12 protein-coding genes are annotated in these 13,444 nt (G+C 68.1%); 7 read left to right on the top strand and 5 right to left on the bottom strand.

What is annotated here, in order from left to right; genetic code table 11:
* Window positions 1-135 precede the first annotated feature (135 nt).
* On the bottom strand, window positions 136-1,641 hold the full coding sequence (gene dacB / locus DAT35_RS02185) for a D-alanyl-D-alanine carboxypeptidase/D-alanyl-D-alanine-endopeptidase (RefSeq protein ID WP_108065190.1): 1,506 nt from the start codon (window positions 1,639-1,641) through the stop codon (window positions 136-138).
* A 281-nt stretch (window positions 1,642-1,922) separates the two neighbouring features.
* Between dacB and DAT35_RS02180 the strand changes: the two genes are divergently transcribed.
* The 4 genes from DAT35_RS02180 to DAT35_RS02165 are packed head-to-tail and all read left to right on the top strand — an operon-like array spanning window position 1,923 to window position 5,933.
* Window positions 1,923-3,617: a DUF1592 domain-containing protein gene (locus DAT35_RS02180; RefSeq protein WP_158501514.1), complete on the top strand. Its 1,695-nt coding sequence runs from the start codon at window positions 1,923-1,925 to the stop codon at window positions 3,615-3,617.
* Window positions 3,614-4,957 carry a DUF1552 domain-containing protein gene (locus DAT35_RS02175; protein ID WP_108065188.1) on the top strand — a complete coding sequence of 448 codons (1,344 nt, stop codon included), beginning with the start codon at window positions 3,614-3,616 and terminating at the stop codon, window positions 4,955-4,957. The genes DAT35_RS02180 and DAT35_RS02175 overlap by 4 nt, the downstream gene beginning before the upstream one ends.
* 53 nt (window positions 4,958-5,010) lie before the next feature.
* Entirely contained in the window at window positions 5,011-5,577 is a 567-nt protein-coding gene (locus DAT35_RS02170; RefSeq protein WP_108065187.1) for a hypothetical protein, read from the top strand.
* The gene (locus tag DAT35_RS02165; protein ID WP_108065186.1) at window positions 5,574-5,933 is read left to right on the top strand and encodes a hypothetical protein; all 360 of its coding nucleotides are present in this window, start codon (window positions 5,574-5,576) and stop codon (window positions 5,931-5,933) included. The genes DAT35_RS02170 and DAT35_RS02165 overlap by 4 nt, the downstream gene beginning before the upstream one ends.
* Window positions 5,934-5,988: 55 nt before the next feature.
* Here DAT35_RS02165 and carB read toward each other — a convergent pair whose 3' ends face one another.
* Window positions 5,989-9,216 carry a carbamoyl-phosphate synthase large subunit gene (carB, locus tag DAT35_RS02160; RefSeq protein WP_108065612.1) on the bottom strand — a complete coding sequence of 1,076 codons (3,228 nt, stop codon included), beginning with the start codon at window positions 9,214-9,216 and terminating at the stop codon, window positions 5,989-5,991.
* A 154-nt stretch (window positions 9,217-9,370) separates the two neighbouring features.
* Here carB and DAT35_RS59770 point away from each other — a divergent pair, with 154 nt between their 5' ends.
* The 3 genes from DAT35_RS59770 (at window position 9,371) to DAT35_RS02145 (ending at window position 11,232) form a co-directional block, all read left to right on the top strand.
* A complete protein-coding gene (locus tag DAT35_RS59770) occupies window positions 9,371-10,087 on the top strand; it encodes a hypothetical protein (RefSeq protein ID WP_199242774.1) in 717 nt (238 codons plus the stop codon).
* Between the two features lie 77 nt (window positions 10,088-10,164).
* Window positions 10,165-10,659 carry a hypothetical protein gene (locus tag DAT35_RS02150; RefSeq protein ID WP_108065185.1) on the top strand — a complete coding sequence of 165 codons (495 nt, stop codon included), beginning with the start codon at window positions 10,165-10,167 and terminating at the stop codon, window positions 10,657-10,659.
* A 3-nt stretch (window positions 10,660-10,662) separates the two neighbouring features.
* Window positions 10,663-11,232, top strand: a complete 570-nt coding sequence (locus tag DAT35_RS02145; RefSeq protein WP_146209542.1) for a hypothetical protein — start codon at window positions 10,663-10,665, stop codon at window positions 11,230-11,232.
* Window positions 11,233-11,269: 37 nt separating this feature from the next.
* Here the strand turns inward: DAT35_RS02145 and coaD are convergent, their stop codons facing one another.
* The 3 genes from coaD to DAT35_RS02130 are packed head-to-tail and all read right to left on the bottom strand — an operon-like array spanning window position 11,270 to window position 13,398.
* The gene (gene coaD, locus DAT35_RS02140; RefSeq protein WP_108065183.1) at window positions 11,270-11,752 is read right to left on the bottom strand and encodes a pantetheine-phosphate adenylyltransferase; all 483 of its coding nucleotides are present in this window, start codon (window positions 11,750-11,752) and stop codon (window positions 11,270-11,272) included.
* Window positions 11,753-11,785: 33 nt separating this feature from the next.
* Window positions 11,786-12,343, bottom strand: coding sequence for a 16S rRNA (guanine(966)-N(2))-methyltransferase RsmD (gene rsmD, locus DAT35_RS02135; RefSeq protein ID WP_108065182.1), 558 nt, complete (start codon window positions 12,341-12,343; stop codon window positions 11,786-11,788).
* On the bottom strand, window positions 12,343-13,398 hold the full coding sequence (locus DAT35_RS02130) for a hypothetical protein (RefSeq protein ID WP_369945022.1): 1,056 nt from the start codon (window positions 13,396-13,398) through the stop codon (window positions 12,343-12,345). The genes rsmD and DAT35_RS02130 overlap by 1 nt, the downstream gene beginning before the upstream one ends.
* Between the last annotated feature and the right edge of the window lie 46 nt (window positions 13,399-13,444).

The raw sequence follows: 13,444 nt of genomic DNA, 5'->3' as shown, positions 1-13,444 counted from the left end.
ACGAGAGGACAGGGGGAGGATGAGCGATGTCGGGCCTGATTCCGGGCACTTGGCCGCCCCCCGGAATAAGTGAAGAAGCCAGATGGAAGCCATCGGGCACTGAGTGCGCGTACCGGCGTCATCACGCCCCCTGCCTCAGCGCAGGGGCAGGGACACCATCGCCTCGGCGAACTGCTCGAACACCTGGCTCGCCGTGAGCGCGGGCTGATCGTCGATGTTGCCGAGCATTAATGCGAAGACGACGCGCGGGTGCTCGGGGTCGTTGGGGCGCTCGGCGATACCCACGTACGCCTTCTGCCCCGACAGCGTTCCCGTCTTGGCGCGGATAAGCCCCCGCGTCCCGTTGGAGACCGCGCTGCTCGCGAGCGTGCCGTCCACCCCCGCCACGGGCAGGCTCTCCAGCAGCGCGCTGGCGTACGGCTCCTTCAGGCTGGTGTAGATGACCTCCGCCAGCCCTCGCGCGGTGGCCACGTTGTAGCGGGACAGTCCACTGCCATCCACCGGCCGCAGCAGCCGTGTGGGAATGCCCCGGCGCGCGAGCTCCTGCGCCATCGCCTCGCGCAGCGCGGGGTAGCTCTCGGTGCCCGTGCGCTCGCGCGTGAAGCGCAGCCCGAGCCGCTCGGCGTAGAGGTTGAGCGATTCCTTGTTCGTCACCTTCACCAGCTCGGCCAGCGACGGGCTGGTGAAATCGAGGAGAGGCTCGCTCGTGGCGACCTCGGGCACGGCGGCCAGATGCGGAGGCACCGGCACGCGCCAGATGCCACGCGCGGCCAGCGAGTCCTCCACGCACGAGGTGAACAGCGCTCGCGGCTCGTCGATGGCCACACGCATCGACGCCTTCTGCGGACACTGCTCGGCGGTCGAGCGCCACACGCAGCGCATGCGCCCGCTGCCCCGCTCGCGCACGCAGCCGAGCCCGGCCTTCTGGGCATTCGGCTCGAGGTACACGACGGTCGGAAGCTCGTTGAAGGACGGGGAGTAGCGCACCACGATGGGCCGCCGCGGCTGGGCGTTGCAGTCCTGCCCCTCGGGGCGCTCCAGGGACAAGTCCACCACGTTCTCGCGGAAGACGAAGGGGGTCGGCGCGGCGCTGTAGGCGTAGGCCGCGTCGTCCCAGGCCCAGCCGGGACCAAACAGGCCATAGGGCCCCTCATCGGCGTTGCTCACGCGCACCGCCCCGAGCCACTGCCGGATGCCACGCGCCTGGAGCGCCTCGGCGACCTGCTCGCAGGCCATGGCCGTCTCCGGGAAGCGCCACGAGCCCAGGGACGGATCCCCCGACGCCTCCACCACCAGGTCCCCGAGGAAGAGATTGCCCAGCTGCGAGCCCTCGAGCCGCACCGGGGTGTGGAAGCGGAAGTCCGGGCCGAACGCCGCGAGCGCCGCGGAGGTGGACACCACCTTCATCGTCGACGCGGGCAGCAGGCGCACGTGCTCGTGGCGCGCGTAGAGCGGCGTACCCGTGGCCGCGTCCACCAGGAAGACGCTCGCCATGGTGCCTTCGTTCTCGACGGACTCGAAGAGCGCGTTCGCCACCGACGTCAGGGAGGGCGGTGGCGGAGGACGGATCGTCGTACGCGGGAGACAGGCAGGCAGCACGAGGGCCGCCAACAGGAGCGTCGCGAGGGGGGAACGGCGCATGGGCGCAAAGTACCGTCCCCTCTCCCGGGTGTCGACGCTCGGGTTGCGCGCGGCCTCCTGGATTCGTGCGCCCGTCCACACGAAGACCGAGAGGGCAGCCCATGGGCGCGCTGCCAGAGAGAAGGCACGTCGGCAATAAACAGACATAGGCCTGTATGGCTGTCCACCCCTCGAACTGGCGGGAATAACCACACATATTTGACAACAAAGCAAATCCCCTTACCGCTCCATCATGGTGTCGAATGGCGAACAGGTTCGTCCGAAACCGAGGAGCCAGAACGATGCCTGCCCGATGCCAACTCGCTGCCCGATGTCTCCGGGACCTTTCCGTCACGACGTTGGTGGCGCTCCTGGCCCTCACGGGCTGCAGCCGGCAGGAGCGGCCCGCCCAGGTATTGCCTGGCAGTCAGACGGGAAACGAGGGGCAACCACTCCCGCCCTTCAAGCCGGCGCCGGTCACGCTGCGCACCCTGCTGGGGTGGCAGTACCGCAACGCCATCGCGGACCTGTTGGGCAACGAGGCCGCTAACGTGGTGCAACCTCCACCGGACACCGCGCTCAACGGGTTCGACGGCATCGGCGCGGCGCAGCTCGCCCTGTCCCCTAGCGCCATCTCCCGGTACGAGAGCTCGGCCTACCTCGCCGCCCAGGCCACCCTCGCCAACCCCTCGGCGCGCGACGCACTGTTCGGGTGCACACCCCGCTCCGTCGCCGACACGGAGTGCCTGCGCGGATTCCTGGGTCGCTTCGGTCCTCGCGTCTGGCGCCGACCGCTGACGGAGGCCGAGCTCACCTCGTGGACCGAGCTCGGCCAGTCCGCGGCCACGGCCTCCGGTGACTTCTACAAGGGGGCGGAGTTCCTCATCGCCGGCCTGCTCCAGTCCCCCCACTTCCTCTACATGGTGGAGGTGGGCGCGCCGGATCCCTCCCAACCCGGGCGCCTCAAGCTCACCAGCCATGAGCTGGCGACGCGGCTCGCCTTCTTCCTCGCTGGCACGACACCCGACGAGGCACTGCTCGCGGCCGCCGGACGCGGCGAGCTGGACACCGCCGAGGGCGTGCGCACCCAGGCCCGGAGGCTGCTCGCGCTCCCCGGGGCCCGCACGGCGCTGGCCTATTTCTTCGACGAGTTGCTCCGGCTGCGCGAGCTCCCCACCCTGAGCAAGGACACCACCACCTTCCCTGGCTTCACGCCCTCGCTCGCGGCATCGATGCGCGAGGAGACGCAGCGACTGCTCGAGGACATCGTCTGGGAACGCGAGGGGGATTTCCGCGACGCCTTCGACGCGGACTACACCTTCGTGGACAATCAGCTCGCCGCGCTCTACGGAATCCCTGGCGCGCCCACCACGGGCTTCACCCGCGTCACGCTACCAGCGGAGGGAGGACGCGGAGGGCTGCTCGGCCACGCCAGCCTCCTCGCGCTGCTGGCCCACCCCACCACCACCTCTCCCACGCTGCGCGGCAGGTTCATCCGCGAGCGGCTGTTGTGCGAGCCCATCGCCTCCCCGCCAAGCAACGTCCCTCCCCTGCCCGCGCCGAATCCCGGCGAGCCTCCGAAGACGATGAGGCAGAGGCTCCAGCAGCACGTCTCCAACCCGAGCTGTGCCAGCTGCCACGAGAAGATGGATCCTCTCGGCCTGGGCCTGGAGAACTTCGACGCGGTGGGCCGCTACCGCACCAACGAAAACGACGCGCCCATCGACCCGGTGAGCACCTTCGATCGTTCCGGTACCTTCAGCGGACCGAGGCAGCTCGGCGGCCTGCTGCGCGCGGACGAGCGCGCCGTGCACTGCCTGGTGCGCAACGTGTTCCGCATGGCCACCGGCCACGTGGATACGGAGGGGGAGCAGGCGCCGCTGCACCAGCTCGACGAGACCTTCGCCACGTCCGGTTACCGCATGAAGGAGCTGCTGGTGGAGCTCGTCGCCAGCGATGCCTTCCGTTACGCCCGCCCCCAGGAGGTTCAGCCATGAAGCCCTTCCACCTCTCCCGCAGGACCTTCCTCCAAGGCCTGGGCGCCGCCGTGGCGTTGCCGACCCTCGAGGCGATGCTGGACTCGAATGGCACGGCGCTCGCGGCGGGTACGCCCTTGCCGAGGCGGTTCGCCACGTTCTTCTTCGGTGATGGGGTCATCCTCGACAAGTGGACGCCCGCCGGCACTGGCGCCAACTGGCAGCTCAGCCCGGCGCTGGCACCACTGGTCAACGTGAAGAGCTACGTCAACGTGGTGTCGGGCCACCAGGTGAAGACTCCGAACAGGCGTGGCCACCACAATGGCCAGGCGGGCATCCTCTCCGGATACCCCTTCATCGAGCTGTCCGCTCCCACCGCCAACTACGCCTCGAAGTTCGGCGGGCCCTCCATCGATCAGGTAGCGGCCAGCACCATCGGGCAGGGCACCACCTTCCGCTCGCTGGAGCTGGGCGTCTCCAAACGGATCGTCGCTGGGGAGGGGCCGACGCTCCAGTACATCTCCCACAAGGGGCCGGACCAGCCGATGCAGCCCGAGTACAACCCGGCGGCCCTCTTCACGCGGCTGTTCGGCAGCTTCTCGTCGTCCCAGCAGCTGGATCCCCGGGCTGCCCTGCGCGCCAACGTGCTGGACGCGGTGCGCGGCGATGCGAAGCGGCTCCAGGACAGGCTGGGGAGCGCGGATCGGGCCCGCTTGGACGCGCACCTCACCTCCATCAGCGAGCTGAGGCAGCAGATCCTCGCCCTGCCTCCGCAATACACCTCGGCCTGCGTCAAGCCCCAGACGGTCACTCAGACGAACAGTGACTCCGAAGGAAAGGAGCCACTGGAGGAGGTGTCCAAGGCCATGTCGGATCTGCTGGTCATGGCGTGGGCGTGCGACCTCACCCGAGTGGCCAGCTACATGTTCTCCGGCGGAGTCTGCGACACGGTGTTCCACATGCTGGGGCAGAACCGGGGGAACCACGATCTCACCCACGACCCGAGCGCGCAGGATCAGGTGCACGACGCGGTGGTCTGGACGGTGAAGCAGTTCGCCTATCTGCTGGAGAGGCTGAAGGCGACTCCGGAGGCGGGGGGCAACCTGCTCGACAACAGTTGCCTGCTCTTCACCTCGGACGTGGCCGAGGGAATCGCCCACTCCATCACGGACTACCCCCTGCTGGTGGCGGGGCGAGCCGGTGGGTACCTGAAGTCCACGGGCATCCACGTGCGCTCCACCAGCAACGAGAACACGAGCAACGTCCTGCTCACCTGCCTCAAGGCGGTGGGCACCGGAGTCACGTCGGTGGGAGGCAGCGAGGGCTACAGCGACACCGAGTGCACCGCCCTCAAGGCCTGAGCCGCCCGCCTGCTTCTTGCCGGGGTAGGATTGCGGGCATTGGAGGAAGAAGCATGAACATCCGATGGCTCGTGGTCGTGGTTGCCCTCGCAACCACGACCTCCCTGGCATCGCCCGTGAATGGGACTGCCGAACAGATTTCCAGGGCCGTGCTCCAGATGCCGGACACGCTCAAGGCCAGGATGTTGGCCGCTCTGGCCCGCGGTGACCTCTCTGGTGCCATCAGTCTGTGGCAGTTGGAAACAGGGAGGGATGCCCCCAAATGGCTCCTGGCCTTCCAGTCCGCATTCAGCGCGGACAATCAAAAGGCCGGCCCCTGCATCCAGGTTGCCAGGAGCATCTTCGATGGATTCCAGCGACTCGGAAAAACCCCTACCTATGTCCGGTTCACAGCCACCGGCACACGGTGGGGAGACGACTTCATCGCCTTCGAGCTACGTGCGGGTGATCCTCGTAGCACCATCCAGATCTCGAACAATGCAACCCACTACGCCGTACAGATTGGGGATCGCATCTACGATGCCATGACAGAACCCACAGGGCTCGTCATGACCGAATACATGAAGCGATTGTTCTCGCCTGGAAGCCTTTCCATGCAGACCGTGAGTCAGTTGCCATGAGTCCCGTTCTGCGCGCAGGCAGTCTGTTCGAGCACATGCGTCACATCTGCGAGCGTCCGAGGATGTTCGCCCCCGACTTCACTCTCGACCATCTCCACCTCTACATCCAAGGCTACGAGGATGCGCGAGGAGATGAGGACCTCCCGAGCCAGTACCACCACTTCAGGGAGTGGATCTACAAACAGCACCCGACGTGGCGCGACTCACCGGAATGGTGGGCGCGACACGTCTTCAAGGCGAACTCTGGTGATCTGGATCGGACGCTCGATGACATCATCCGGCTCCTGGATCAGTTCCTGGCAACCGACGGGGCTGAATTCGTCCATTTCCCCGTCCGGCAGACCCAGGAAGACTGAAGCAACCCGGGAGCCGGATTCCCTCTCCCCGGAGGGAGAGGGACAGGCCTGGAACCTACTTCTTGCCGAGGTAGTCCTGGAGCGGACGCACCGTCTGCTCCTTGTGCAGCAGGGCCTCCAGCGCACCCACCGCCATCCGCGCCGCCTGCACTGTCGTGTAGTACGGCACGCTGTGCATCAGTGACTCGCGCCGGATGGAGAAGCTGTCGGCGATCTCCTGCTTGCCGAACGTCGTGTTGATCACCAGGACGATCTGCCCGTCCACGATCTTGTCCACGATGTGCGGCCGACCCTCCGCCACCTTCAGCACCTTGTCCGTCTCGATGCCCTTGGTCGCCAGGTAGTCGTGCGTGCCGCTCGTGGTCACCAGCTTGAACCCCAGCGCCCGCAGCCGCCGCGCCAGGTCCACCACCGCCGGCTTGTCGTCGTTCTTCACCGAGATGAAGACCTTGCCGCTCCTCGGCAGCTTCACGCCCGCCGCCTGCTGGCTCTTCGCGAAGGCCGACGGGTAGTCGTCCGCGATGCCCATCACCTCGCCCGTCGACTTCATCTCGGGTCCGAGAATGACATCCACTCCGGCGAAGCGCGCGAACGGGAACACGGACTCCTTCACCGCCACGTGCCGGAACTCCGGCTCGCGCGTGGCGCCCAGCTCCGCCAGCGTCTTGCCCACCATGCACAGCGACGCCAGCTTCGCCAGCGGCATGCCCGTGGCCTTCGAGATGAACGGCACCGTGCGGCTCGCACGCGGGTTCACCTCCAGCACGTAGATCGCCTTGCCCTGGATGGCGAACTGCACGTTCATCAGGCCCACCACGCCCAGCTCCTTCGCCAGGGCAATGGCCTGATCCTTCATGCGCTCCACCAGGTCCGGCGACAGCGAGTGCGGAGGCAGCGTGCACGCCGCGTCACCCGAGTGCACTCCCGCCTCCTCCACGTGCTCCAGCACGCCGCCCACCAGCACCGCGCCCGTCTTGTCCGCCACCAGATCCAGGTCCACCTCGATGGCGTCCTTGAGGAAGCGGTCGATCAGCACCGGGTGCTCCGGCGACGCGCTCACCGCCTCGCGCATGTAGCGCTCCAGGCTCTGCTGGTCGTAGACAACCTCCATCGCCCGGCCACCCAGCACGTACGAGGGCCGCACCATCACCGGGTAGCCGATCCGCTCGGCCACGCGGTAGGCCTCCTCGTGGCTGCGCGCGACACCGTTCTCCGGCTGCTTCAGCCCCAGCTTCTCAATCAGCTGCGCGAAGCGCTCGCGGTCCTCTGCCCGATCGATGGCGTCTGGCGGAGTGCCGAGAATCGGAAGCCCGGCCTTCTCCAGCGGCACGGACAGGCGCAGCGGCGTCTGGCCACCGAACTGCACGATGGCCCCCACTGGCTTCTCGCGCTGCGACACCTCGAGCACGTCCTCGATGGTCAGCGGCTCGAAGTACAGGCGATCCGACGTGTCGTAGTCCGTGGACACCGTCTCCGGGTTGCAGTTGACCATCACCGTCTCGTACCCCGCCTCGCGCAGCGCGAAGGCCGCGTGCACGCAGGCGTAGTCGAACTCGATGCCCTGGCCGATGCGGATGGGACCGCTGCCCAGGATGAGCACCTTCTGGCGCCCGGTGGGCGGTGCCTCGTCCTCCTCCTCGTAGGTGGAGTAGAGGTACGGCGTGTAGGCCTCGAACTCGGCGGCGCAGGTGTCCACCCGCTTGTACACGGGCCGGATGCCCTTGGCGTGCCGGCGCGCGCGCACCTCGGCCTCGGTGCAGCCCAGCAGGTGCGCCAGGTACTTGTCCGAGAACCCGTCCGCCTTCGCCTCGCGCAGCACCGCGTCCGGCACCTTGTCCAGCTTGCCGAACTCCTGGATCTGCCGCCCCTCGTGCACCAGGCCCTGGATGTGGCGCAGGAACCACGGATCGATGGCGGAGAGCTCGAAGACGTCCTCCACGGACATGCCCTCGCGGAAGGCCTGGGCCACGTACAGCGGGCGCTCGGGCCGGGGCACGCGCACGTAGTCGCGCAGCACCTTGCGCCGCTCCTCCTTGTCCTCGGGCAGCTCGGGCGACTCCAGGCCCGTGCGGCCGGACTCCATGGAGCGCATCGCCTTGAGGTAGGCCTCGCGGAAGGTGCGGCCAATGGCCATCACCTCGCCCACCGAGCGCATGCTGGTGGTGAGGGTGCGGTTGGCGTGGGGGAACTTCTCGAAGTTGAAGCGCGGCACCTTCACCACCACGTAGTCGAGCGTGGGCTCGAAGGAGGCGGGGGTGTCGCGGGTGATGTCGTTGCGCAGCTCGTCCAGCGTGTAGCCCAGGGCCAGCTTCGCGGCCACCTTGGCGATGGGGTAGCCCGTGGCCTTCGAGGCCAGCGCGCTGGAGCGCGACACGCGCGGGTTCATCTCGATGACCACGATGCGCCCGTCGCGCGGGTTGACGCCGAACTGGATGTTGGAGCCGCCCGTGTCGACGCCGATCTCCCGGATGATGCGCAGCGAGGCCTCGCGCAGCCGCTGGTACTCGCGATCCGTGAGCGTCTGGGCCGGGGCCACGGTGATGGAGTCACCGGTGTGCACGCCCATGGGGTCCAGGTTCTCGATGGAGCAGACGATGATGACGTTGTCCGCCGAGTCGCGGACCACCTCGAGCTCGTACTCCTTCCAGCCCAGCACGCTCTCCTCGATGAGGATGGTGGAGGTGGGGCTGGCCTTGAGGCCGGAGCGGCAGATGGCCTCGTACTCCTCGCGGTTGTAGGCGATGCCGCCGCCGGTGCCACCCAGGGTGAAGGAGGGCCGGATGATGGCGGGGAAGCCGATCTCGTCGGCCAGCCCGAGCGCCTGCTCCATGGTGGTGGCGTAGCCGCTCCTGGGCAGCGCGACACCAATGCGCTCCATGGCCTGCTTGAAGAGCAGCCGGTCCTCGGCCTTGTTGATGGCCTCGAGCGAGGCGCCGATGAGCCGCACCCCGTACTTCTCGAGGATGCCCTGCTCCGCGAGCGCCTTGGCGAGGTTGAGCGCCGTCTGGCCGCCCATGGTGGGAAGGATGGAGTCGGGGCGCTCCTGCGCGAGGATGCGCTCGGCGACCTCGACGGTGATGGGCTCGATGTACGTGCGGTGGGCGAACTCCGGGTCCGTCATGACGGTTGCCGGGTTGCTGTTCAGGAGGACGACTTCGACGCCCTCCTCCCGCAGCGCCTTGATGGCCTGGGTCCCTGAGTAGTCGAACTCGCACGCCTGCCCGATGACGATCGGGCCCGAGCCAATGACGAGAACCTTCCGGATATCGTTTCGCTTAGGCATCGAGGGGGGGCCCATAGCAACGTTCGCCCCCGCTTGCACGAACCGTGTGAAAGCGGTAGCCGAAGCGTCGGAAATAGAGCCTGCCTGAAGGCAGAGGGGTCGGTCCCAGGCGGCCGGGCGCTCTGCTAGGCTGGCTCCGTTTTCCGGAGGTTTCATGCGTCGCTGGTCTCTGGCCCTGCTCCTGTCCACCGCGTCTCCCGTCCTGGCCCAGGAGGCGCAGGAAGCTCCCGCCGCGCCAGCGGCCGAGCCAGCCGCCGCTCCCGCGGCTCCGGCCACCGAGCAGGCCCCCACGGGTGAAGCGGCGCCCGCCGAGAAGCCGGCCCGCCGGCGCCGCGCGAAGCAGGAAACCCCCGCCGAGGCTCCAGCACCCGGCGCACAGGCTCCGGCCCCCGCCGCACAGCCGCCAGCTCCCACCGCACAGGCTCCCGCGCCCCCGGCTCCAGCCCCGGCGCCCACGGCCGCGGCACCGGCCGCCGCGCCTCAGCCCGGCAGCGTCCAGGAGCAGGTGCGCGAAGAGGCCCGCTATCTGGTCAGCTACCTGCTCACCAATGACGTGCGCAGCACCGTGCCGATGCTCGCCTTCCCCTTCCAGCTCGAGGAGCGGCGGTTCGACACGCCCGAGTCCCTGGTCGTCACGTGGGTGAAGCAGCTCCGCAACAAGCGGACGGACCTCATCACCCTGTACGACATCGAGGTGCTGACCTACGCGGAGATGGAGAAGAAGTACGGCAAGCCCCCTACCCGGCTTGGCGCCATCGTCCCGCGTGGCACCGAGGTGTACGCCGCCGTGGCGAACCTCTCGGGGCGCGCGGCGGTCATCCTCTACCGGCAAGATGGTCCGGACTGGAAGGCGTTCGCCTACACGGACTGACTCAACTCCGGCGGACTCACGTCCACTATGGGTCCTCCTCTCCTATACTCAGGGTCTGTCCGCGAGAGGGAGGATGCATGCGCTACGAGGGCTTGCTGCTCGTCGTCTCCATCCTGTTCAGCATGGGGTGCGGCCATGATCGCTCGGCTGTTCTCCGAGTGCCCGCAACTCCTGCCGGGCAGGAGCGTCCTGCGCCCGGTCTCGAAACCGAGGACGAGGGCGTGCGCGTCAAGGGGGGCACCCTCTCATCCCGCATCTCGGTGCTCATCGCCAACGGGGAGTTCGCCGAGGCGGAGGCACTGATCGCAGAAGGCACGGCATCGGGGCTCCTCTCTCAGCCCCAGGCGGCCCGATTGTTGGAACGTATCGCCCAGTTGAACACGAAGCTGGGCGAACTTCCCGCGAGGCTCCAGCGGGCTCCGGACTTCCCCTCGCAGCTCAAGGACTACACCCTGTTCCAGATCAAGCGGATGCTGGAGGCAGGCGACTTCAGCCTCGCGACAGAACCCCAGTTGAGGATGGCCAAGAAGCTGCTCGAGAACCCGGACCGCTTGATGGACAAGGTGAGGTGAGCCGTGGGGCATCCCAGCCTCGACGAATTGACGGCGATGTTCCAAGCGGCACGGAAGGCGGGCGCAGTCGACAAGAACAATCCAGAGCAGCTACGGCTCCACCGTGAACTGCTGGCCGCCTGTCCCGCATTTACCCCCAACCTCCTGCGCCTCGCCCGACTGCTGCAGCTCATCGATCAGCCCGGCGTGGACGCCCAGGAGTCATTTGCAGAAGCCCAACGGCTGCTAGAACAGGCCGTTCAGAGCTCGGAACGAAGCGCTCCCTCGCTGGTGGAGCTCGGGTACTTCCTGGACGACATCCGCAACGCGCCCGAGGCCGCGTTCAAGCTCTACCAGGAGGGAGCGGCGAAGGCGCAGGAGACACTCGAATATGCCTGGGCGGGGATGATCCGGCACTGGACGGATCTGCGCACTCACGAGTCGCTGTCACAGGCTCTCCAGCTCGGGGAGCGAGCCCTGAAAGCCTTCCCCGAATCCGAGCGCATCCTCTACTACGTGACGGATGCGCGGCGTTACGCCGCGCAGCAGGGCCTTCTCCCTCCGAACTTGAGTGACGGCCCAACCACCGAGTGAGGTGGTAAACACCGCGGGGAGCATCCCGCCGCGGCGCTCAGCCCTGCTTCGCGTACTTCGCGCGCAGGCTCTTCCATACGTTCGGTGGCACCAGACTCTGCACGTCACCTCCGAACGAGGCCACCTCGCGCACCAGATTCGATGACACGTAGAAGTAGTCCTCCCCCGTCATCATGAAAACGGTCTCGATGTCGGGGGCCAGCTTGCGGTTCATGTTCGCCAGCTGGAACTCGTACTCGAAGTCCGAGACCGCCCGCAGGCCGCGCAGCAGCACGTTCACGCCTCGCCGGTTCGCGTACTCCACCAGCAGGCCGTGGAAGGCGTCCACCTCGACGCGCGGATCCGCGCACGCCTCGAGAATGAGCTGCTTGCGCTCCTCCTCGGTGAACAACGGCACCTTCTTCGGATTCACCGCCACCGCGACGATCACGCGATCGAACATCTTGAGCGCGCGCTGGATGATGCTGAGGTGGCCATTGGTGAGCGGATCGAATGAGCCCGGGTAGATGGCGATGCGCATGCACGCCCAGTCTCGACGCACCACGCCAACGGGTCAAGGAATGCGGAAGAGACTCACCAGCGTGTCCCCGAACCGCCGCTGATCCACCCGCTCGAACCCCTCGTGGGACTCGGGGGCCGCCTCCCGCTTGTCATGCTCGATGACCACCGAGCCCCCGGGCGCCAGCACCCCGTGCCGCGCCAGCCCCTCCAGCACCGTCTCCACCACCCGCGCCGCATACGGGGGGTCCGCGAAGATGAGCTCGAACCTGTCTCCCCGGCGGCCGAGCGTCTCGAGCGCCCGCTCCACCGGTTGCGCGAGGACTTCCACCCGCGCGCCAAAGCCCAGCGTGTCCGTGTTCGTCCGGCAGAGCGACAGCGCCTCCCGGTCCGAGTCCACCAGCACCGCCCTCGAGGCCCCTCGCGAGATGGACTCCAGCCCTAGGGCCCCCGTCCCCGCGTAGAGGTCCAGCACCTTCTGCCCCTCCAGCCACTGGCCGAGCACGTTGAAGATCGTCTCCCGCACCCGATCCGCCGTGGGACGGATGTGCTTCGACGTCGCCTTGGGGCCCGCCAGCGCCCGCCCTCTCGCACTGCCCGCCACGATGCGCATCAGTCGCCCCGGTTCTCCGCCAGGAAGAGCATCGACTTCCATCCCGTCCGCGACGCGCCCAGCGCCGCCAATACCTCGGAGGCCTCGGCGAACGTCAAGGCCTCCAGCCGCGAGGCATCCCGCGCATCCAGCGGCGCGAGCTGCTCGCCCAGCACTCCCAGCAACTCCCCCGCTCCCAGCCCGGCCTTCTCCGCCTTCTGCTCCAGGCTCGTGCGCACCGCCTCCGGGTAGGCGGCCAGCGCGAGCCGCTCGAAGGGCGCCGCGCACTCCACCTTCTTCACCCCCGCCGCCACGTACGTCGGCAGCACCCGGGTCGATCGCCGCCCCGCCTCCCCCACCGCCACTCCCGTTCCATGCTGCCCGGCCAGCTCCACCAGGTTCTGGAGGAACTGCACGTCCAGTTCCTCTTCACCCAGGAGCGTCTCGGGCACCCGGAGGAAGCGCACGTCCAGACCCTGCCGCTGGAACCCTTCCAGCAGCGCGCGGGCGCCCTCCAGCTCGTCGCCCGCGGAGCTGGCCGGCAGGGACACCTCCAGCGACAGCTCGCGCTCCAGCACCGCGACGGCGAGCCTCCGCACCACCTCCACCGCCATGTCAGCCTCGAGCCGCGTCACGTCCAGCGACACCAGCGAGAAGCCCGCGTCCACCAGGCGGAAGATGCCCTCCTGGAGCTGCGCCAGCGTCTCCGGCTCCACCTTCGTTACCCTCACCGGGCCGGCCTGCAGGAAGAGGGGCCGGGCGTGACCATCCGCCTCCGCCACCTGCTGCACCGCCGTCACGAAGCGCTCGGCCGCGCCCCGGTCCGAGAGCGGATGCGGGCACAGGACACCCAGCACCGCGTCCTCGCCCCGAGCCGCGGCCAACAGCCCCGGCAGCATCGCCCGGCTCGGGACAGGCAGGCACGGCAGCGCCGCTGGCACCTTCTCGAGCGCCTTCACCAACTCGCGGGGGTTGAGCACGGGAAGCCGCGAGGCGGTCCCCAGCCGCGCCACCACGCTCGTCGGCCTCAGCGTCAGCACCTTGTCGAGCACGTTCATCCGAGGGCCGAGAATCATCCGCTCCAGATGGGGGCCGCAAGCTCGATGTGGGGAATTTCGTTGA

Source organism: Vitiosangium sp. GDMCC 1.1324, assembly GCF_003044305.1.
GTDB lineage: Bacteria > Myxococcota > Myxococcia > Myxococcales > Myxococcaceae > Archangium.
Note: the sequence above shows the minus strand (reverse complement) of the source record. Positions and strands in the feature narration are given on the sequence as shown.

Excerpts from the sequence above, each read along its gene's own strand:
- carB (WP_108065612.1), bottom strand. The coding sequence starts at position 9,216 with ATGCCTAAGCGAAACGATATCCGGAAGGTTCTCGTCATTGGCTCGGGC.
- dacB (WP_108065190.1), bottom strand. The coding sequence starts at position 1,641 with ATGCGCCGTTCCCCCCTCGCGACGCTCCTGTTGGCGGCCCTCGTGCTG.
- DAT35_RS02150 (WP_108065185.1), top strand. The coding sequence starts at position 10,165 with ATGCGCTACGAGGGCTTGCTGCTCGTCGTCTCCATCCTGTTCAGCATG.
- DAT35_RS02175 (WP_108065188.1), top strand. The coding sequence starts at position 3,614 with ATGAAGCCCTTCCACCTCTCCCGCAGGACCTTCCTCCAAGGCCTGGGC.
- coaD (WP_108065183.1), bottom strand. The coding sequence starts at position 11,752 with ATGCGCATCGCCATCTACCCGGGCTCATTCGATCCGCTCACCAATGGC.
- DAT35_RS02180 (WP_158501514.1), top strand. The coding sequence starts at position 1,923 with ATGCCTGCCCGATGCCAACTCGCTGCCCGATGTCTCCGGGACCTTTCC.
- DAT35_RS02165 (WP_108065186.1), top strand. The coding sequence starts at position 5,574 with ATGAGTCCCGTTCTGCGCGCAGGCAGTCTGTTCGAGCACATGCGTCAC.
- DAT35_RS59770 (WP_199242774.1), top strand. The coding sequence starts at position 9,371 with ATGCGTCGCTGGTCTCTGGCCCTGCTCCTGTCCACCGCGTCTCCCGTC.
- DAT35_RS02130 (WP_369945022.1), bottom strand. The coding sequence starts at position 13,398 with ATGATTCTCGGCCCTCGGATGAACGTGCTCGACAAGGTGCTGACGCTG.
- DAT35_RS02170 (WP_108065187.1), top strand. The coding sequence starts at position 5,011 with ATGAACATCCGATGGCTCGTGGTCGTGGTTGCCCTCGCAACCACGACC.
- rsmD (WP_108065182.1), bottom strand. The coding sequence starts at position 12,343 with ATGCGCATCGTGGCGGGCAGTGCGAGAGGGCGGGCGCTGGCGGGCCCC.